This window comes from Streptomyces sp. NA04227, from assembly GCF_013364195.1.
Classification (GTDB): Bacteria; Actinomycetota; Actinomycetes; order Streptomycetales; family Streptomycetaceae; genus Streptomyces.
The window spans coordinates 3,466,461-3,485,430 of sequence record NZ_CP054918.1; the positions used below are offsets into that span (position 1 = coordinate 3,466,461).

Here is an 18,970-nt window from a genome sequence, read left to right on the forward strand (position 1 = left end):
AGTTCACCGTCACCTTCGCCTCAGACACGGCTGCGCGCCGTCCACAGCTCGGGGAACACGTTCTTCGTGGCGCGCTTCTCGAGCCAGGCGACGCCCGCCGAACCGCCGGTGCCGACCTTGGAGCCCATGGCCCTGCGGGTGGCGACCAGGTGGTCGTTGCGCCAGCGCCAGACCAGTTCGGCGACGTCGGTCAGTGCCTCGCCGAGCCGGGCCTCCGGGGCGCTCTCGTCGCCGGAGTAGACGCGGACCCAGATCGACTCGACCTCGGGCGAGGGCTCGTACTTCTGGGTCAGGTCGCGGTTCAGGACGGCGGCCGGGATCGCATGGCCGTGGCGCGCGAGGTAGCTCAGCACCTCGTCGTACAGGCTGGGTTCGGCGAGCGCCTTCTCCAGCTCGGCGTAGACGCGCGGGGCTCCGCGGTGCGGGACCAGCATCGACGCGGACTTCTCGCCGAGCAGGAACTCCATCCTGCGGTACATGGCCGACTGGAAGCCGGAGCCCTCGCCGAGGGCGCTGCGGTAGGAGTTGAACTGTGCGGGCGTCAACTGGCCCAGCGGAGTCCAGGAGGCGTTCAGCGCCTCCAGTTCGCGCACACTGCGCTTGAGGGCGGCGATCGCGGCGGGGACCTCGTCGCTGCGCAGGTAGCGCGCGGCGGTCTCCCACTCGTGGACGATCACCGTGAACCACAGCTCCATGACCTGGGTGGTGACCAGGAAGACCATCTCTCCGGGGTCGTCGGAGAGCGGGTGCTGGAGGTGGGTCAGTACGTCCGCCTGGACGTAGTCCTCGTAGGGCGTCGTGCCGGCGAAGTCGAGATGCGGCGCCTCGGTCCCCTCGGTCGCCCCAGCGGTGCCGGGGTCGCCGTCACGCGGGGTGTCGAGATGCGGTGTCTCGTGGGACATTCGCTGTCTCCTCGGTACTGCTCCGGGTAGCGGTCCGCCCCTGCCGATGCCGACACGGGGGCCCCGGTCCCCAAAACGCATCCTCCGCAATGCTCCCCGAAAAATGCAAGGCCCGCCCCTTGACACGAAGTGACGCAAAGGGGCGGACCACTCACACAGGGTCCCGTCGCCCTGTGAACACCGCGGTGAGCTGGGGCGATGGGTCGGTACGGCGTGGCCGTACCACTGATCAACCGGGAAGCCGGGCAACTGGGCACGGCCGCCCGGCAGGACTCGGCTCCGGGTCCGGACTCGGACTCGGCCCGGGGGCCGGGCGGCTCAGCCCAGGGTCTGTGCCGCCGTCGGCGAGGAGTCCTTCAGGAACTGGCTGCAGCGCTCGTACTCCTCGTTCTCGCCGATCGCCTGGGCGGCGCGGGCGAGGCCGTGCAGGGCGCGCAGGAAGCCGCGGTTGGGCTCGTGCTCCCACGGCACGGGGCCGTGTCCCTTCCAGCCGCTGCGGCGCAGGGCGTCCAGGCCGCGGTGGTAACCGGTGCGCGCGTAGGCGTACGACTCCACGACCCGGCCCCCTTCGAACGCCTCGTCGGCGAGCTGGGCCCAGGCCAGCGAGGAGGTCGGATACTTCGCCGCGACATCCGCGGGCGCCGTACCGCCCGCGAGCAGCTCACGCGGCTGCGGGTCGTCGGGCAGCTCGGTCGGGGGCGGACCCCCGAGCAGGTTCTCGTGAATTCCCATGGGTTCCAGTCTGCTGCATCGGAGCAGGTACCGGGCGCCCGTCTCGCAGCGCAGCTCTCTCGACGAGTCTGAGGTGTTCTTCGTCGGTCTTCTTCGTCGACGATCACCGTGGCCTTGTTCAGAGCCATAGGGCTTGGCATCCGCGCCACAACTTCCACGGCAATGACTGGTGGGCCCGCCCCCGCCCAGGGCGGAGACGGGCCCACCTCTCCTGAAGATCACAAGTCCGGACCACCGGCCCGGCAGTACCCGCACGGACTGCCGCGACCAGCACAGACCGGAACGGACTGCCGCGACCGCCGCGGACTACTTCAGCCGCGTCCCCGCCGAGCGCAGGTGGCCGCAGGCCTCGAGGACGCGCTTGGCCATGCCCGCCTCGGCGGACTTGCCCCAGCTGCGGGGGTCGTAGACCTTCTTGTTGCCGACCTCGCCGTCGACCTTCAGGACGCCGTCGTAGTTCGAGAACATGTGGTCCACGACGGGGCGGGTGAAGGCGTACTGGGTGTCGGTGTCGATGTTCATCTTGACGACGCCGTTCTCCAGGGCGGTGCGGATCTCCTGCTCGGTGGAGCCGGAGCCGCCGTGGAAGACGAAGTCGAAGGGCTGCGAGCCGGCCGGCTGTCCGTGCTTGTCGGCGACGCCCGCCTGGAGGTCGGCGAGGAGCTCGGGGCGCAGGACGACGTTGCCCGGCTTGTAGACGCCGTGGACGTTGCCGAAGGAGGCGGCCAGCAGGTAGCGGCCCTTCTCGCCGAGGCCGAGGGCTTCGGCGGTGCGCAGCGCGTCGTCGACCGTCGTGTACAGCTCGTCGTTGATCTCGTGGGTGACGCCGTCCTCCTCGCCACCGGTCGGGGTGATCTCGACCTCCAGGACGATACGGGCGGCGCGGGCCTCGGCGAGCAGCTCCTGGCCGAGGGCCAGGTTGTCGGCGAGGGTCTCGGCCGAGCCGTCCCACATGTGCGACTGGAACAGCGGGTTGGCGCCGCCCCGTACCCGCTCCGCGGAGATCGCGAGCAGCGGACGTACGTAGCCGTCGAGCTTGTCCTTGGGGCAGTGGTCGGTGTGCAGGGCGACGTTGATGTCGTACTTGGCCGCGACGATGTGCGCGAACTCGGCGAGCGCGACCGCGCCCGTGACCATGTCCTTCTTGTGCTGGCCGCCCAGGAACTCCGCGCCACCGGTGGAGATCTGGATGATGCCGTCGCTCTCCGCCTCGGCGAAGCCGCGCAGGGCGGCGTGCAGGGTCTGCGAGGAGGTGACGTTGATGGCCGGGTAGGCGAACTTGCCTGCCTTGGCCCGGTCGAGCATCTCGGTGTAGACCTCGGGGGTTGCGATGGGCATCTGTCCGCTCCTTGATGATGTGCGGGATGTGGTTGGTGATACCGACCCTGGTCCAAGGGTGGCGCCGGCCACGCTGCCAGTCCCGCTCATCTTTGCAGACGGATCGCCCACAGTCCCGGGCGGTGTGGTAGCTGATGCTCCGTTACCGGACCGTACGTCCGGTCTTGTCCGGGGACCATGAATCCCACCCCGCCCCCGGCCGTCCCCGAACCGCCCTCCCGCTGCCCGGCATGTCCGGTCCCGCCCGTCCTGTCTGCGTCCTGCCCCGTCCTGTCTCCGCCCTGCCTCCGTCCCGTCCGGGGCGGGCCGACGCCCGCCCCGTCCCCGCGGATCAGTCCAGGCCGAGCTCGTCCTTGGCGAAGGCGAACAGGTACGGGACCCCGGCGCCGCCGGAGATCTTCTCGCCCGCGCCGGTGGCGCGGTCCACGATCGTCGCGACCGCGACGACCTCGGCGCCCGCCTCGCGCACCGCCTCGACGGCGGTCAGCGGGGAGCCGCCGGTGGTGGAGGTGTCCTCGACGACGAGCACCCGCCGCCCCTTGATGTCCGGTCCCTCGACCCGGCGCTGCATGCCGTGCGTCTTGGCGGCCTTGCGGACCACGAAGGCGTCCAGGCGACGGCCGCGTGCGGCGGCGGCGTGCAGCATCGCTGCGGCCACCGGGTCCGCGCCCATGGTCAGTCCGCCCACGGCGTCGTACTCGAGGCCGTCCGTGAGGTCGAGCATCACCTGTCCGACGAGCGGAGCGGCCTCGCCGTCCAGGGTCACGCGGCGCAGATCCACGTAGTAGTCGGCCTCGATCCCCGAGGAGAGGGTCACCTTGCCGTGCACCACGGCCTTGTCCTTGATCTGCTGCAACAGCGCGCCACGTACGTCACTCATGGGCGTCAGCTTACGGGGCCGCACGGAGGGGGCGGTTCCACGGACGGGACGTCTCCACGGCGGGGCTACGACAGCAGTCGCCACGACCAGGTCGCGGAGGTCTCCAGAGGGTCGATGGGGGTGACCAGGCGCGGTTCGGTGTTGATGCCGTCCGGCGGGCCGGTCTGCGGTTCGACACAGACGGCGGCCTCCTGTTCGTCGAAGACGACGACCCACTGCTCGCGGCTGGTTACCTTCAACTCCAGTTCGCCCGGCCAGGTCAGGGTGACGTCGACGCCCTCGGGCATACCGAAGCAGTCGTCCCAGGGGCCCGGCTGCGGATCGAGGCGCTTGCCGGTCGGCAGCTTGTCCTCGCCGCGCTGCTCCTGCCACTTGGGCGCGAAGTCGATCCGTACGTCCTCGCCGCCCGCGCCCAGGTTGCGCAGGAACCACGGGTGCCAGCCCGCCTGCGCCGGGAACGAGTCGTCGTAGGTCTCGATCCCCATGCTGAAGCTCAACGAGCCGCCGTCCTCGGCGAGTTGGATCACCTGGGTGACCGTGCCCGGGTAGGGCCAGGGGGCGTGCGGGTCGGCGAGTTCGTACGTGAAGGTGGCGGTGGTGTCGTTGTGGCGGGCGGTGCGCCAGGGGAGGTTGCGGCCGGTGCCGTGGATGGCGTGCGGCGCGGAGTTGATCGGCATCTGGTGCTGGAGCCCGCCGTTGCGGAACTGCCCGTCCCGCATGCGCCCGCACCACGGCACCATCGGGAAGCAGCCGTAGCGCTCGCCCTGCCGCAGCACCTCCGTACCGGCGAGGCGCAGACTCTGGACCCGGCAGCCGTTGTCCGGCCGTACGGCCACCTCCGCGTCGCCCGCGGTCAGTGTGATGGCATCCCTACTACTCACGCTGCCGACCCTATGGGGTCGCGGGGCGGCAGGCACGTGGGTGGGGGCGGTTGGGAGCAGTTGCCTTCGGTCGCGAGAGCCGCGGGTGGTCAGTGGCGGCGGCGGAGTGCGCGGCCCACGACGATGGCGGAGGCGACGACCAGGGCGGCGGCCGGTGCTGCCCAGCGCAGGGTGGCGGTGCCCGAGAAGGCGTCCGGCGGCGGCACGGGGGCGTACCGGCCGCGCGGTGGCGCGTGGTCGACCTCCTCGGCGCTGCGGCCGATCATGGTGCGCCGCGCGTGCGCGGCCTCGGCCGGAGGTTCGGCGCTGCCAGGAGGCATCGTTTCTCCCTCGTGAGCGGCGGCTTCGCCGGGTGCGGCGCCTTCGGCCGGTGCCGGTCCTTCGCCGGGTACGGCCTCATCGCCCGGTACGGCGGCCGCGGCGTCGGCCGCGTCCTGCGCCTGGTCCTCGTCGGCGTACGGGTCGAGGGAGGAGGGCGGTACGTCGGTGCCGAAGACGGAGGAGCCAGGGGGGAGGGGGGCTTCGTCGTCGGGGGCGGCGGGCTCTGCCGGGTCGGAGGGCTCGGCCGTCTCGGCCGCGTCAGCCGAGGCCGCGAAGCCCTCGGCGGCGGCGGTGTCGCCCGCCGGGGCGGCGGGGGCAGCGGGGGTGGTCGGACCGGTGTCAGTCGGCTCGTCCGAACCGGTGGGGTCGGCCGAGTGGGGTGCCTCGGTCCGGTCGGTGGAGTCGGAGTCCACCCTGGTGCCGGAATCCGTACGGTCGGCCCGGTCGGCCCGGTCGGCCGTACGGCCGTCCGTACCGCTGCCCTTCACGCTGCTCGTACCGCCGTCCTCCGTACTGCTGCCCTTCTCGCCGCTCGTAGCCTCACCCTCCGTGCCGCCGTCCTCCGTACCGCCCTCCCCCGCCCCGCGCGCGAGGTTCTCCGCGAATCGGGTGAGGGTGCGGTGCAGGGCCGACTCGACCGTGGTGGACGGGAGTTCGGCGGTGCGGCCGTCCGCGGAGCCGGTGCCGGTGAAGGTGAGGCGGGTGCCGCCGTCCTCGGCGGGGGTGAGGCGGAGGGTCAGGGTGAACTTCACGGTGCCGGAGCCACGGGCCTCGGCGGCCTCGCCCGTCACGACGTGGCTCTCGCCCTCGGTGAAGCCCTCGGCGGCGGAGTCGGTGACCCGCAGAGCGCCGCGATAGGTGACCGTCGTACTGCCGATACGCAGCTTCAGACGCCCGGCGAGCGGCTCGGTACCGGCGTCGTGCTGCAGTCCGGGAACGGCGCGGGCGATGCGCTTCGGATCCGCGAGGGCCTGCCGGACTCCCGCGACGGACAGCGGAACGAACACCTCATGCTCCATGGCAGCCGAGCCTACCCACGGCAGCCGCCCTCATGCCCTCCCGGAACGGAATCGGGCACGCCTCACAGCGGGTGTACGGGCGGTGTACGGGCCCCCGGCCGAGGCACACAGGCACGCGAACGGCGCACCTCGCCACCGCACCTCACCACTGCCTCCCGGCGGCTGCCGCACTCACCCTGCCCGCAGCCCGCGGGCAGGCCTCTCACTCCCCGGCCCCTCCCCCGCGCCCCGCGGCCACAAGTCCACTCGCGCACCGCTCGCCGCCGCGACGTTCACCGCCCGTACCGCGGCCGTACGAGCGTCGACGGCTCCACCCCGGTCACGCGGTGCCTGGCGGCCTCCCGCCACCCGGCCAACAGCGCCTGCGTCGTCAGCGACCGCAGCCGCACCTGCATGCCGCCCCCGCTGCGGGCACCGCCGGACCCGCCCGCGTCCCGGGCGCCGCGGCTGCCGCGCTCGTCGCCGTGCACACCACCCGGCCGGTCGGCGGCACCGTCCCGCGCGCCGTCCCGCCCACCGGAAGTCCCACGCCCTTCGGAATCGCCGGAGTCACCGGGGTCGCCGGAATCGCCGGAATCGCGCGCACCGTCGGAGCCACCGGAGTCCTCGTACCCGCCGGAATCCCCGTGCCCCCCACGTCCGCCGGAGCCGCCCGGCCTCCCCCGTCCGCCGTCGCCCACTCCCGGCCCCAGCCCCAGCGAGGGCCGGGTGCTGCCCGCGAGGACGAAGCCCCAGTCGCGGGGGGCCGAGGAGGCCTTGGTGCGGCGTTCGGGGCCGGTGGGTACGGCGGGGGCGCGGGCGGTGACGCGGTAGGGGACGGTGCGCAGTCCGGCGGCGCGCAGGGTGGCCTCGACGGTCCAGTAGGCGTGGGGGCGCGCGGAGAAGGGGCCCGCGTGGACCAGAAGGCGGCCGCGGTCGCCGAGCGCGCGGGCGGCGAGTCCGTAGAACTCCTGCGAGTAGAGGCGGGCGCTGTCGGTGGTGGCGGGGTCGGGGAGGTCGGAGACGATCACGTCGTAGCGGCGGCCGGAGCCGCGCAGCCAGCCGAAGGCGTCGGCGTCGCGCACCCGCACGCGCGGGTCGCGGAAGGCGTGGCCGTTGAGCGCGCCGAGGGCCGGGTCGCCGCGGCCGAGCCGAACCAGGTCCGGATCGGCCTCGACGAGGTCGACGCGGCGCACGCCGGGGCTGCGCAGTACCTCGCGCAGCGCCAGACCGTCGCCGCCACCGAGGACGAGCACCCGGGCGCGCGGCCCGTTCATCGCCGGGTGCACCAGGGCCTCGTGGAAGCGCCGCTGGTCCCGGCCGCTGACCCGCAGCCGCCCGTCGACGTACAGGTCGAGCGGTCCGTCCACGCCTCCGGTGAGGACGACTTCCTGCTGCCCGGTGCGGACGGCGACCCGTACGCCGTCCCCGTAGACGGCGACCCGCGCGGCGCGTTCGAAGTCGTCGACGAGTACGGCGCCGGAGCCGAGCAGGACCAGGACGGCGAGGTTGGCGGCGGTCAGGGCGCGGCGGGTGCGGGGGTTCACGTCGTGCCGGAACAGGCCGAGGACGAGTGCGGCCCCGGCCACGGCGTTGACCGCGCCGGTGACCAGTGCCCCGGTGAGCTGGCCGAGCAGCGGCAACAGCAGGAAGGGGAAGGCGAGTCCGCCGACCAGGGCGCCGACGTAGTCGGCCGCGAACAGATCGGCGACCGCGCCGCCCGCGTCCTGCTGGCGCACCCGCTGGATGAGCACCATGAGCAGCGGGACCTCGGCGCCGATGAGCAGTCCGATGGCCAGCGAGAAGGCGACCAGCGGCCAGGGGGTGCCCTCCGACCAGGCCCCGGCCCACTCGCCGCCCCAGGCGAACACCGCGTACAGGGCCATCGCGCTGAACCCGCCGACCAGCGCGAGCAGTGCCTCCAGGACTCCGAAGGAGGCGGCGGCGCGTGGGCGCAGCCGTTTGGCGAGCAGGGATCCGATGCCCATCGCGAAGACCATCACGGACAGCACGACGGAAGTCTGGGTGACCGAGTCGCCGGTCAAGTACGAGGCGAGCGCGACGAGTTCGAGTTCGTACACCAGCCCGCAGGCCGCGCAGACGAAGGCACCGACGAGGACGAGCAGCCGTCCGGTGGCCTCCCGCACGGGAAGGTTCGCCTCCGCCCGCCTGTCAGGAGTGTCCGACTCAATCACCCGGGGAACGCTACGTCACCGCTCGGGGCCGCTCGCTCACCCGCGTGTGCGGTTCCGGCCAATGTCACCGGCCCGGGCAACCGGTCGAAGTCAAGGCGGCGCGCCCGTCGCACGGTTCACAGGGGGGCGGTCACCGGGGCGCCCACCCGGGTGCGGGTGGCGACGAGTTGACCGTCCTGCGGGTACGCGTGCCAGGTGCGCCAGTGCACTTGGCCCTCGTGTCGCTGGGCGAGCAGCGCGGTGAAGGCGTACGGGCTGCCGGGGAAGACCCCGGCGAGGCCGTTGGGGTGGTCGGAGACCAGGGCGATGAGTTCCTGGGCGCGGCCGGCGAACTGCCCCTGGGAGAGGGTCTCCACGCGCGCGGCGAACTCGTACTCCCAGTCGCCGACGCGCTTGGCGACACCGAGCGGCAGCGGCGTACGGCTGCCCGGGATGCAGGCCACTGTCTCCGAGCAGGTACCGTCCTCCCGTTCGAGGAGGACCTGGTGCGAGGCACCGAGCAGCCGCAACTGCAGTTTGGCATCGCCGAGTTGAAGATCGAGCGAGGCGAGTGCGGGCAGCGGTTCCCGGCCCAGGGCCCAGGCGAGGTCGTCCGCGCGTGTGTCCGAGTAGGCGGTCTTGAGGGTCGTGAGCATGGGTCGGCTCCGCTAAGCACGCAGGGGAATTGGGGCCGGCGCGTCCCGGACGGGAACCGCGGATCGGCGGAATGAAAACCGGGGATCGGTAGTCCGGCTCCTGCCCACGAGATGTCGAGGGCTGCGCTGACGTTTAAGAGGGAATCATGAACTGCCCTGCCGCCACAGCGATTTTACCCAACTTCGTAGGGTTTCCATCCGCCAGAGGGCAGCACAGTTCAGGTGTTCTCCCGTGATCTGGTGTTCTCCCCCGCCATGACGAAGCGTCCGCCGGGAACGGTTCCCGGCGGACGCTCCTTTTTGGCCGGTATCGCTTCCCCCCTCGATACCGCCCCGGAAACCGGGCGTTGCCCCGTGCCGACGCCCGGCCGAGTGGTCCGGTGTTCCGGTTGTTGCAGTTGTTGTTCCGGTTATTCCTGTTGCTGTTCTGCTAGTTGCGATAGTGGCGATACTTGCGATAGTTCCGGGCGTTTCCAGCGATCACCGCACCCGTCGCCATCCGGGACTTCGGAAGAGCCCGCCGTTCCGGATCGTGAGATTTCCCGGCGGTTCGGATCTCCGCACGGATCTCCGCCCGGATCTCCGCATCGAGCGGTGCGCGGCACTCCGGCCAAACTGATCGCTCCGTACGCGCTGTTCACTCCGCCGTGCGGTTCACGGCGGCCAAATGATCATTGGTGGACGGCGTTTCGCGGTGCCGTTCGGTAAATGACCCTTGGCGCGGGGCGAGTTCGGGGCGGCTCGGAACGGTTCGGTGCGGGCGGGTTGGGTGCACGCGGCCCAACGGGCCTGCCACCCACGGAGGTTCAGCAGCCTCCGCCGCCTCCACCACCACCGCAGCCGCCACCACCGCCGCCGCCCCCGCAAGTGGAGCCGCCCCCGCTCCCCCCGCCGCAGGACGAACCGCCGCCGTAGAAACCGGCCGTACTGCCATGACCGGTGTGGCCACGACCGTCGCCGTCGACCCACCAACTGCGGCTGTCGCCGTCCGCCGAGTTCGAAACGGCAACGGCCACGACGACGACCACGAACAGGGCTACACAGGCGATCCAGAACCACGCCATGTCAACCACCTCTTCCTTTCCCCCGAGCAGCGCCCCGGCCGTCCCGCCGAAGCCTGCCACTGTGAACTCTCGCGTCACGCACGTTTGCTGCGTTGCGCGACGCCTGTTTGCTGTTGTCGGGCCCGACCGTCTGGTACGGGCCACTTCCTGACCGCTCTCACCTACGAGTACGGCCACGTCGGTACGCACCGACGTGGCCCAACTCCCCTGTACCGAGAGCCACTAGCTGCCCCCGCCACCCCCGCAGCCTCCGCCGCCGCCACCGCCCCCGCAGGACGAACCGCCGCCGCAGGAGGACCCGCCGCACGACGAGCCTCCTGAGCCGCCGGAGCCTCCGCTGTAGCAGGACGAGCCGCCGCCACTGCCGGGCCCGTCGGCCCACCAGCTCCGCCTGCCGCGGCCCCGACCCCGGCTCCTGCGGGTGGAACCCGAGGCCAGCTTGGCGATGATGACCAGTACGAAGACGACCGGTATCCAGAACGGCATGTACTCGAACATCGACTGTTCCCTTCCCCCGAGCCGCCCCCTCCCCGGTCCGTTGTCGGACTCTCCCTCGAGCCCTCGTCGGGCCGGGACCGGTGGGGCCGGCACCTCTCGCGCGAAGCCCGCGCTTCTCGCGTGAAAGGCAGATGCCCGGGCCCGGGTGACGCCAAATCAGAGTTGAGCAAGTCCAGAGGTTCGCGCCCGGGAATTGAGGAATCTCAGAGCTTCGGGGCCGTACGAGCCCCCAGGAGAGCCCGTCGTAAGTGCCGTGCCACCGACTCGACCCCTACCTGCTCCGGGCATGTGGATGACAGGATGGCGCCCATGACCCTCCAGGCACGCTCCGGGCGCCCGCTGCTCAACCGACGGCTCGCCGAGTTCGGTACGACGATCTTCGCCGAGATGTCGGCACTGGCCGTGCGCACCGGCGCGATCAACCTCGGCCAGGGCTTCCCCGACACCGACGGGCCCGAGGAGATCCGCGAGGCGGCGGTACGCGCGCTGCGGGACGGCCACGGCAACCAGTACCCGCCCGGCCCGGGCATCCCCGAGCTGCGGCAGGCCATCGCCGCACACCAGGAACGCCGCTACGGCCTCGTCCACGACCCCGACACCGAGGTCCTGGTGACCGCGGGCGCGACCGAGGCGATCGCCGCCTCGCTGCTCGGACTCGTCGAGCCGGGCGACGAGGTGATCGCCCTGGAGCCGTACTACGACTCGTACGCCGCGAGCATCGCGATGGCGGGCGGCACCCGCGTCCCGGTGACCCTGCGCCCGCACGACGGCGCCTTCCGCCTCGATCTGGACGAGCTGCGCGCCGCGGTCACCGACCGCACCCGGCTGCTGCTCCTCAACACCCCGCACAACCCGACCGGTACGGTCCTCAGCCGCGCCGAACTGACCGCGATCGCCGAACTCGTCGTGGAACGCGACCTGTTGGTGGTCACCGACGAGGTCTACGAGCACCTGGTCTTCGACGACGCCGAACACCTCCCGCTCGCCTCGCTGCCGGGCATGCGCGAGCGCACCGTGACCATCTCCAGCAGCGGGAAGACGTTCTCGTTCACCGGCTGGAAGGTCGGCTGGGTGACCGCCACCCCGGAACTGGTCACGGCGGTGCGCTCGGCCAAGCAGTACCTGACCTATGTCTCGGCGGGCCCCTTCCAGTACGCGGTCGCCGCGGCGCTCGCCCTGCCGGACACGTACTTCGCCGAACTGCGCGCCGACCTGCTCGCCAAGCGCGACATCCTCGCCAAGGGACTGACCGCCGCGGGCTTCGAGGTCTTCCGCCCCCGCGGCACCTACTTCATCACCACCGACATCCGCCCCCTCGGCGAACAGGACGGCTTCGCCTTCTGCCGCTCCCTGCCCGAACGCGCGGGCGTGGTCGCGGTCCCCAACGCCGTCTTCTACGACCACCGCGACTCCGGCGCCCCGTTCGTACGCTTCGCGTTCTGCAAGCGGCGGGAGGTGCTGGAGGAGGCGGTGGAGCGGCTCAGGGGGGTGTGAGGGAGGGCTCGGGCGGGCCCGGATCGCCGGGGGCTACTCGGTGTCTCTCGGGTGCCGGGGCGACGCGTAGACCAGGATGACCGTCGAGGTCTCCGGGCTCACCAGATACCGGACCCTGCCACCGCTGGTGATCTCGTACTCCCACTGGTCCAGCGCGGTTCCCTTCCACTCCTTGGTCGCGAGCCGACCCCGTAGCTGGTGCTGACGGTTCCAGTTGTCCCGTGACAAGGGGTCGGTGCGCAGAGCCTCCAGGCAACGGTGGGCGTTCGGCAGGGCGGCCCGGCACAGCTCCTCCCAGCCCGTCACCGCCTCCGTGGTTCCGAAGACCACGTTCCACCCGCTCAACGGCGGGACGCTGACGCGATCCCCCTTCTTCGGGCTCACCCGGGCACCTCGACGGATCCCAGGTCGTCGCCGTCGAGCGGGCGCAGGGCTTGCGCGAGCTGCTTCGGGTCGGCGTTGATACGGGCCGTCGCGCGCCAGGACACGAGCGTGCGGTGCACCGCCTCCCGAGCTCCCAACTCGGCGGCGTCGGACAGCGATTCGAGCAGCTCCACCGTGAAGGCGCGTACCTCCTCCTCGTCCAAGTGCCGGACCCAGGGGAAGACTTCTGGCAGCGCGAGCAACAGTGATCTGGCCCCGTCGTCCTGCTTCATCAGCGCCAGGAAGAGCCGCGAGGCCGTGGTGAGGTTCTCCTCCGTGCACTCTGCAAGTGCCGAGGTCGTCAGCACCATGTCCGGTGCGTCACGGTGGGTCACACGCAGCGACCCCAGTGCGGCGGCCCTGGCCGCGACAGCCTTCGGGTTCCGCGAGAGATCGGTGAAGGTGACGGATTCCGACTCTGCTCCCGGGTGCGTGATACTCATACTCAGACTGTACTCAGAATGTGTTCTGATTTCCATCGCCGATGCGGGCGGGTGCGGATGCTCCCAGGGCCCCGTGGGCCACCGTCCGCTCCGGCCCGGCCCCGCCCGCGGCGCGATCCTCCGCCCGCCCTCCTCCACGGCCTCTCCTTCCGTAACCCCACCCCTCCCCTCCACCACCAAGCCGGACCCCCGGCATCCGGATGCGGAGAGGTCAAGAGACATCGATGTCGATTGACCGGAAATCAGGGAACGGCGGCCCCATTTCGCTTGGGCGGGGGCCGCGGGGTTTCTAGCGTGCCTCTTGGACAGGGCCGCATCGGCACGACGCACGCGTGTGCGGGGTGTGCCGCACATGCGAGCCGTGACAGGACAGGAAGGCACCGGCACCCATGCAGATACGCAGATTCTCCTTACTCCTGGCGGCCGTTCTGGGCTTCGCCACCCTCGGCCCCGTGGCGCAGGCCTCGGCCGCCGCCGACCCGGGTCCGGCGCTGGAGACGCCGGTCGCGACGCTGGCCGCGAACCTGGAGTGTTCCGCGGACCTGGCCGACTCCGCGAAAACGCCGGTCCTGCTCACCCCGGGCACCACCGAGAGCGCCGACCAGGCCTACAGCTGGGGCTACCGGAAGGTGTTGCGCGAGCAGGGGCACGCGGTCTGCGTGATCAAGGACCTGCCCGCCTCCGGCACCACCGACATGCAGGTCACCGCCGAGTACGTGGTCTACGCGATCCGGCACATGTCCGAGGTCAGCGGGGGCAAGGTCTCCGTCGTCGGGCACAGCCAGGGCGGACTCCTGAACGCCTGGGCACTGCGGTTCTGGCCCGACCTCGCGGGCAAGGTGGACGACATCGTCGGCCTCGCGACCCCGCACAGCGGCGGCCTGTTCGGCGACATCGCCTGCGTCGTGCGGCTCTGCCCGGACTCGGCCTGGCAGTTCCGGCCGTCCTCCCGGTTCATCCAGGCGCTGATCCGCCAACCACTCGCCGAGGGCCCGGACTTCACCTCCATCGGCTCGGACACCGACGAGGTCATCTTCCCGGCCCCCGGCGCCACCCGCTTCCCGGGCGCCACCAACGTCCAGGTCCAGGACCTGTGCCCGGGCCGCCTCACCGGCCACATGGGCCAGCTCTACGACGCCGGGGTGCACTCCCTGGTCATGGACGCCCTGAACCACGACGGCCCCGCCGACCTGCGACGTGCCTCCAAGGACGGCTGCTCACGCTGGTGGTTCGAGGGCGTGGACGAGGCGAAGATGGCGGCGGGCGTCCTCATCGTCGCGGACGTACTGAAGTCCTTCCTCGACGTGAAGTGGGTCGGGCAGGAGCCTGCGTTGAAGGGGTATGCGGTCGACGGGTGAGTGGGAGGTGGCAAGTTGCCCCCTTTCCCGCCGCACAGAACGAGCGGAGCCCGGTTCGGGTACTGGACTCAATGGCCAGTGCCGGAACCGGGCTCCCGTACTCGGCTGACGCGGCAGCCGCGCGAACTCACTCGTCCCCGGAACCACCCTCGCCCGAGCCGTCGCCCTCGGCCGGGCCGTCCTCGCCGTCGACCGACTTCTCCAGGCCGAGCTGTTCGACCAGCCAGCGGTCGAACTCGATGGCCGCGCGGACCCAGCTCACCGTGGAGGACACGAAGTGCTCCAGGGAGACGCCGGTGCCGATGAGCATCTGGGCCTCGCCGATCAGGCGGACGGTGCCGTCGTCGTGCGTGTGGCTGTAGACCTTCGGCCACAGGGTGCGGCGGTTCCAGTCGTCCGCTGCCTCCAGGAGCTGGGGCTTCTCCTCGATCTTGTGGGGGCGGTCGTAGAACGTCCGCACCGAGAAGACCTGCTGCTCCGCCTCGCCGCGGAACATGAAGTACGTGCGGAAGTCCTCCCACGGCGCCGCGAGGTCGCCCTCGTCGTCGACGACGTACTTCAGCTCCATTTGCTCGAGGAGCTGCTTGACGAGGTCCTGGTCCGGGACGACGGGCCCCGCCGGCCCTCCGGACTGCGGCTCTGGCTGTTGGCCCCCGAAGTTCGGAATCGAGGAGGGGTCGATGGTCACCGTGAATTTCCCTTCGTACGGATTACGTCATCCTCTCCCATCCCGGGCGGGTGCTGTAAAGCCCCGCCCCGCGGCTCGCCGGGCCGGTGGGCGGGATTCAGCTCAGAGCGTTGCCCGGGGGGACTGGAACCCCTTCATGGGCGGAGAAGCACGGGGAAGCCGGGGAGTGGAGACGGAGGGAGGCGGGGGGAAGTGAAACGGGGGAAGTGAAGGGGAAGTACGGCGGAGGCGCACGGGAGCGGTACGGAGGGGTCGCGCCCCTTGGTGCCACATGGCACCACCTCGCGCCATCCGGTGCCACTTGGCGCCAAGTGATGCCAGTTGACGCCATGCGACGTCAGATGGCGCCACTTTCCGCCCCGCACGGCACCGCAGGAGGCGGGGCAGCGCGACAGCCCAGCCCAATCCGTCCGTGTTTTCGCAGCTCAGAGCATCACCGATCAGACTGGCCCCACCTTCGGCGCCATCCGGGCTTGCATGTGGCACCACAGTGGTGCCATGATGACGTCATGGACCTCACCCCGTATGTCGACTCCCTCCGCCGCGAACTCGCGGTTGCCGCCGAAGCAGGCGGGGACGATGCGCGCGAGCTGGCCGAGCGGCTCACCGCTCCGCTGGAGTCGGCGACTCGTCTGACCATGCTCAATGTGCTCTCCGCCGCGATGGACGAGATCACCCGCGAGCTGGCGCCCGGCTCGGTGGACGTGCGGCTGCGCGGGCTCGACCCCGACTTCGTGGTGACGCCGCCGCTCGCCGACGGCTCGCTGCACACGGCAGCCGCGCCCGCCGAACCCGTCAGGGCACAGGCGCCCGCCGAAGGCGACGAGGGTGGCACCGCCCGCGTCAATCTGCGGCTGCCCGCCCACCTCAAGGCGCGCGCCGAGGAGGCCGCGAGCCGCGAGGGCCTTTCGGTCAACGCCTGGCTGGTACGGGCCGTCTCGGCCGCGGTCGACGGCGGCACGCGGCCGCGGCCGACGGAGAAGACCCGTCACGTCGGACAGAACTTCACGGGCTGGGTGCGCTGACCGCGCCCGCGGCCCCAGCACACCGGCACCGCGCCACCGAACGACGCCGCACCACAACACCACAGCGGCACCGCACCACTTCACCCACACCGCGTCCCACCAGCGGGGACGCCCCACGGACTCACGAGGACGGAACAGCCATGCCTTCTTTCGACACCCCCGAACCGATCGCGGTCAACGCCCACATCGAGGCCGGATCCCTTCAGCTGACCGCGGGCGAGCGCCACGACACGGTCGTCGAGGTACGGCCCCGCGACCCGAAGCGGGACCTGGACGTGCGGGCGGCCGAGCGGGCCGAGGTCACTTACACGAACGGTGTACTGACGATCAGGACGCACAAGCCGCGCACGCTCATCGGGCGCACCGGCACCGTCGACGTGACGGTCGAACTGCCCGCGGACTCGCGCATCGACATGACCGGCGCCTGGGCCCAGGTGCTCGGCGAGGGCCGGCTCGGCGAGGTCCGGGTGAAGACCTCGGCCGGTGACGTCCGCCTCGACAGCACTGGGCCGCTCCAACTGACCGCCTCCCACGGCTCGATCACCGTCGAGAGGGTCGAGGGCAGGGCCGAGATCACCACCAGCTCCGGCAGTCTGCGCGTCGGCATGGTCGACGGGTCCGCGGTCCTGAAGAACTCGCACGGCACCACGACCGTCGGCGCCGCGACGGGCGACCTGCGGGTGAGCGGGGCCAACGGTGACATCGACATCGCCCGCGCCGAGGGCTCGGTCAACGCCACCACCGCCCACGGCACCGTGCGGGTCGCCGAAGTCGCCCGTGGCACCGTCCAGTTGGAGACCTCCTACGGCGCCATCGAGATCGGCATCCGCGAGGGCACCGCCGCCTGGCTGGACGTCAGCTCCGGCGCCGGGCAGGTACGCAATGCCCTGCCCAGCTCCGAGAGCCCGGAGAAGACCGAGGACACCGTCGAGGTCCGCGCCCGGACCCGCTTCGGCAACATCGACGTGGTCCGCGCCCGGGTCTGAGCACCGGCCAGTCGCTCGGGACGCGGGCTCCGGCCCGCTCCGGGCCGGGCCGGAGCACCGGCCCCGAGCACCGCACCCTCCACCACCCTGCCTATCCCTGCCTGTCCCTGCCCGGCCCTGCCCCGCCTCTGCCCCACCCTGCTGCGCCCCTCACCCCTCACCCCCAGCCCCCGAACGGGAGAGCCCCATGGCTTCATCTGTCATGTCCACGCCCAAGCAACGCGACGGCGGTCCGCAGTCGCCCGTAGCCGTCTCCGCCGTCGGACTGCGTAAGTCGTACGGCGACAAGAAGGTGCTCGACGGCATCGATCTGCGTATTCCGGCCGGGTCCGTGTTCGCCCTGCTCGGGCCGAACGGCGCGGGCAAGACCACCGTCGTGAAGATCCTCTCCACGCTCATCTCCGCAGATGGCGGAGAGGCTCAGGTCGCGGGGCACGACATCGCCGCGGCACCGAACGGGGTGCGCGCCGCGATCGGCGTCACCGGGCAGTTCTCCGCCGTCGACAACCTGATCACCGGCGAGGAGAACATGCTCCTCATGGCGGACCTGCACCATCTCTCCCGCGCCGAGGGCCGCCGCATCACCGCCGAACTCCTTGAGCGCTTCGACCTGGTGGAGGCCGCGAAGAAACCGGCCTCGACCTACTCGGGCGGTATGCGGCGTCGCCTCGACATCGCGATGACGCTCGTCGGCGCTCCGCGGATCATCTTCCTCGACGAGCCGACCACCGGTCTCGACCCGCGCTCCCGCCGCAATATGTGGGCCATCATCCGCGAGCTGGTCACCGGCGGCGTCACCGTCTTCCTCACCACCCAGTACCTGGAGGAGGCGGACGAACTCGCGGACCGTATCGCGGTCCTCAACGACGGCCGGATCGCCGCCGAGGGCAGCGCCGAGCAGCTCAAGCGGCTCGTCCCCGGCGGGCACGTCAGCCTGCGTTTCGCCGACCCCGCCGAGTACCGGTCCGCCGTCTCGGCCCTGCGTGAGGCCACCCACGACGACGAGTCCCTCACCGTCCGGATCCCCAGCGACGGCAGCCAGCGGGAGCTGCGCTCGATCCTCGACTGGCTGGACTCGGTCGGCATCGAAGCGGACGAACTCACCGTGCACACCCCCGACCTCGACGACGTGTTCTTCGCCCTGACCGGCGGCACCGGCGTCACCGACCAGTCCAAGGAGACCCTCCGATGAGTTCCCTCGCCCTCGCCGTGCGCGACTCGTCCACGATGCTGCGGCGCAACCTCCTGCACGCGCGGCGCTATCCGTCCCTGACCCTGAACCTGCTGCTCACGCCGGTCATGATGCTGCTGCTCTTCGTCTACGTCTTCGGCGACGTGATGAGCGCGGGCATCGGTGGCGGCGGTGCGGACCGCGACGAGTACATCGCGTATGTCGTCCCGGGCATCCTGCTCATGACCATCGGCAGCACCGTGGTCGGGACGGCGGTGTCCGTCTCCAACGACATGACCGAGGGCATCATCGCCCGCTTCCGCACGATGGCGATCCACCGCGGTTCGGTGCTCGTCGGGCACGTCGTCGGCAGTCTGCTGCAGGCGATCATGAGTGTGGTGCTCGTCGGCGCCGTCGCCGTGGCCATCGGCTTCCGCTCCACCGATGCCAGTGTCCTGGAATGGCTGGCGGCGTTCGGGCTGCTGGTGCTCTTCGCCCTCGCGCTCACCTGGATCGCCGTCGGCATGGGCCTGATCAGCCCGAACGCCGAGGCCGCCAGCAACAACGCACTGCCGATGATCCTGCTGCCGCTGCTGTCCAGCGCCTTCGTCCCGGTCGACGCGATGCCGGGCTGGTTCCGGCCGGTCGCCGAGTACCAGCCGTTCACGCCCGCCATCGAGACCCTGCGCGGACTGCTGCTCGGCAGCGAGATCGGCAACAACGCGTGGCTCGCGGTCGCCTGGTGCCTGGGTCTGACCGTGCTCGGCTACTTCTGGTCGACGTCGAAGTTCGGCCAAGACCCGAAGTGAGCCGCGGGATGCCTGCCATGGCCGTCAGGCGCCCGACGCGGGCCGCCTCCCACGGCCGCCCGTACCGCCAAGGCGGCGTACCCCGACGAGGTGTCGGGGCACGCCGCCCGGTCGGCTACGTCGGACTCC

18 protein-coding genes and 1 pseudogene are annotated in these 18,970 nt (G+C 71.3%); 6 read left to right on the plus strand and 13 right to left on the minus strand.

Annotation, left to right across the window (positions count from 1 at the left end):
* Window positions 1-20: 20 nt before the first annotated feature.
* The 10 genes and pseudogenes from HUT18_RS14770 to HUT18_RS14815 all read right to left on the minus strand — a co-directional run bounded on the left by HUT18_RS14770 (window position 21) and on the right by HUT18_RS14815 (window position 10,444).
* Window positions 21-902 (minus strand): tryptophan 2,3-dioxygenase family protein, encoded by an 882-nt coding sequence (locus HUT18_RS14770; RefSeq protein WP_176101120.1) that lies wholly within the window; start codon window positions 900-902, stop codon window positions 21-23.
* Window positions 903-1,220: 318 nt separating this feature from the next.
* Complete coding sequence (locus HUT18_RS14775) at window positions 1,221-1,634, minus strand: DUF3151 domain-containing protein (RefSeq protein ID WP_176101121.1); 414 nt, start codon at window positions 1,632-1,634, stop codon at window positions 1,221-1,223.
* A 306-nt stretch (window positions 1,635-1,940) separates the two neighbouring features.
* Complete coding sequence (fbaA, locus tag HUT18_RS14780) at window positions 1,941-2,972, minus strand: class II fructose-bisphosphate aldolase (RefSeq protein WP_176101122.1); 1,032 nt, start codon at window positions 2,970-2,972, stop codon at window positions 1,941-1,943.
* 331 nt (window positions 2,973-3,303) lie between these two features.
* The gene (gene pyrE, locus HUT18_RS14785) at window positions 3,304-3,852 is read right to left on the minus strand and encodes an orotate phosphoribosyltransferase (protein ID WP_176101123.1); all 549 of its coding nucleotides are present in this window, start codon (window positions 3,850-3,852) and stop codon (window positions 3,304-3,306) included.
* 65 nt (window positions 3,853-3,917) lie between these two features.
* Window positions 3,918-4,733: an aldose 1-epimerase gene (locus HUT18_RS14790; protein ID WP_176101124.1), complete on the minus strand. Its 816-nt coding sequence runs from the start codon at window positions 4,731-4,733 to the stop codon at window positions 3,918-3,920.
* Window positions 4,734-4,822: 89 nt separating this feature from the next.
* A complete protein-coding gene (locus HUT18_RS14795; protein WP_176101125.1) occupies window positions 4,823-6,073 on the minus strand; it encodes a CoxG family protein in 1,251 nt (416 codons plus the stop codon).
* 683 nt (window positions 6,074-6,756) lie between these two features.
* Window positions 6,757-8,247, minus strand: a pseudogene (locus HUT18_RS14800) (polyamine aminopropyltransferase); the annotation flags it as partial.
* 116 nt (window positions 8,248-8,363) lie between these two features.
* Complete coding sequence (locus HUT18_RS14805; protein WP_176101127.1) at window positions 8,364-8,882, minus strand: DUF2617 family protein; 519 nt, start codon at window positions 8,880-8,882, stop codon at window positions 8,364-8,366.
* An 806-nt stretch (window positions 8,883-9,688) separates the two neighbouring features.
* Window positions 9,689-9,946 (minus strand): hypothetical protein, encoded by a 258-nt coding sequence (locus HUT18_RS14810; protein WP_176101128.1) that lies wholly within the window; start codon window positions 9,944-9,946, stop codon window positions 9,689-9,691.
* A 222-nt stretch (window positions 9,947-10,168) separates the two neighbouring features.
* Complete coding sequence (locus HUT18_RS14815) at window positions 10,169-10,444, minus strand: hypothetical protein (RefSeq protein WP_176101129.1); 276 nt, start codon at window positions 10,442-10,444, stop codon at window positions 10,169-10,171.
* Between the two features lie 309 nt (window positions 10,445-10,753).
* On the opposite strand from HUT18_RS14815, the gene HUT18_RS14820 reads away from it, so the two are divergent.
* Window positions 10,754-11,938 (plus strand): pyridoxal phosphate-dependent aminotransferase, encoded by a 1,185-nt coding sequence (locus tag HUT18_RS14820; protein ID WP_176101130.1) that lies wholly within the window; start codon window positions 10,754-10,756, stop codon window positions 11,936-11,938.
* A gap of 33 nt (window positions 11,939-11,971) precedes the next feature.
* On the opposite strand, the gene HUT18_RS14825 is transcribed toward HUT18_RS14820, so the two are convergent.
* Window positions 11,972-12,322 carry a hypothetical protein gene (locus tag HUT18_RS14825; RefSeq protein WP_176101131.1) on the minus strand — a complete coding sequence of 117 codons (351 nt, stop codon included), beginning with the start codon at window positions 12,320-12,322 and terminating at the stop codon, window positions 11,972-11,974.
* Window positions 12,319-12,804, minus strand: coding sequence for a prevent-host-death family protein (locus HUT18_RS14830; RefSeq protein WP_176101132.1), 486 nt, complete (start codon window positions 12,802-12,804; stop codon window positions 12,319-12,321). The genes HUT18_RS14825 and HUT18_RS14830 overlap by 4 nt, the downstream gene beginning before the upstream one ends.
* 389 nt (window positions 12,805-13,193) lie before the next feature.
* On the opposite strand from HUT18_RS14830, the gene HUT18_RS14835 reads away from it, so the two are divergent.
* Window positions 13,194-14,162, plus strand: coding sequence for a triacylglycerol lipase (locus HUT18_RS14835; RefSeq protein ID WP_176101133.1), 969 nt, complete (start codon window positions 13,194-13,196; stop codon window positions 14,160-14,162).
* Between the two features lie 127 nt (window positions 14,163-14,289).
* Here the strand turns inward: HUT18_RS14835 and HUT18_RS14840 are convergent, their stop codons facing one another.
* A complete protein-coding gene (locus HUT18_RS14840; protein WP_176101134.1) occupies window positions 14,290-14,850 on the minus strand; it encodes a YbjN domain-containing protein in 561 nt (186 codons plus the stop codon).
* A 509-nt stretch (window positions 14,851-15,359) separates the two neighbouring features.
* On the opposite strand from HUT18_RS14840, the gene HUT18_RS14845 reads away from it, so the two are divergent.
* The 4 genes from HUT18_RS14845 to HUT18_RS14860 all read left to right on the plus strand — a co-directional run bounded on the left by HUT18_RS14845 (window position 15,360) and on the right by HUT18_RS14860 (window position 18,841).
* Complete coding sequence (locus HUT18_RS14845; protein ID WP_176101135.1) at window positions 15,360-15,875, plus strand: toxin-antitoxin system HicB family antitoxin; 516 nt, start codon at window positions 15,360-15,362, stop codon at window positions 15,873-15,875.
* Between the two features lie 140 nt (window positions 15,876-16,015).
* Window positions 16,016-16,861 (plus strand): DUF4097 family beta strand repeat-containing protein, encoded by an 846-nt coding sequence (locus HUT18_RS14850; RefSeq protein ID WP_176101136.1) that lies wholly within the window; start codon window positions 16,016-16,018, stop codon window positions 16,859-16,861.
* 187 nt (window positions 16,862-17,048) lie between these two features.
* Entirely contained in the window at window positions 17,049-18,053 is a 1,005-nt protein-coding gene (locus tag HUT18_RS14855) for an ATP-binding cassette domain-containing protein (protein ID WP_254878607.1), read from the plus strand.
* Window positions 18,050-18,841 (plus strand): ABC transporter permease, encoded by a 792-nt coding sequence (locus HUT18_RS14860; RefSeq protein WP_176101137.1) that lies wholly within the window; start codon window positions 18,050-18,052, stop codon window positions 18,839-18,841. The genes HUT18_RS14855 and HUT18_RS14860 overlap by 4 nt, the downstream gene beginning before the upstream one ends.
* Window positions 18,842-18,970 lie beyond the last annotated feature (129 nt).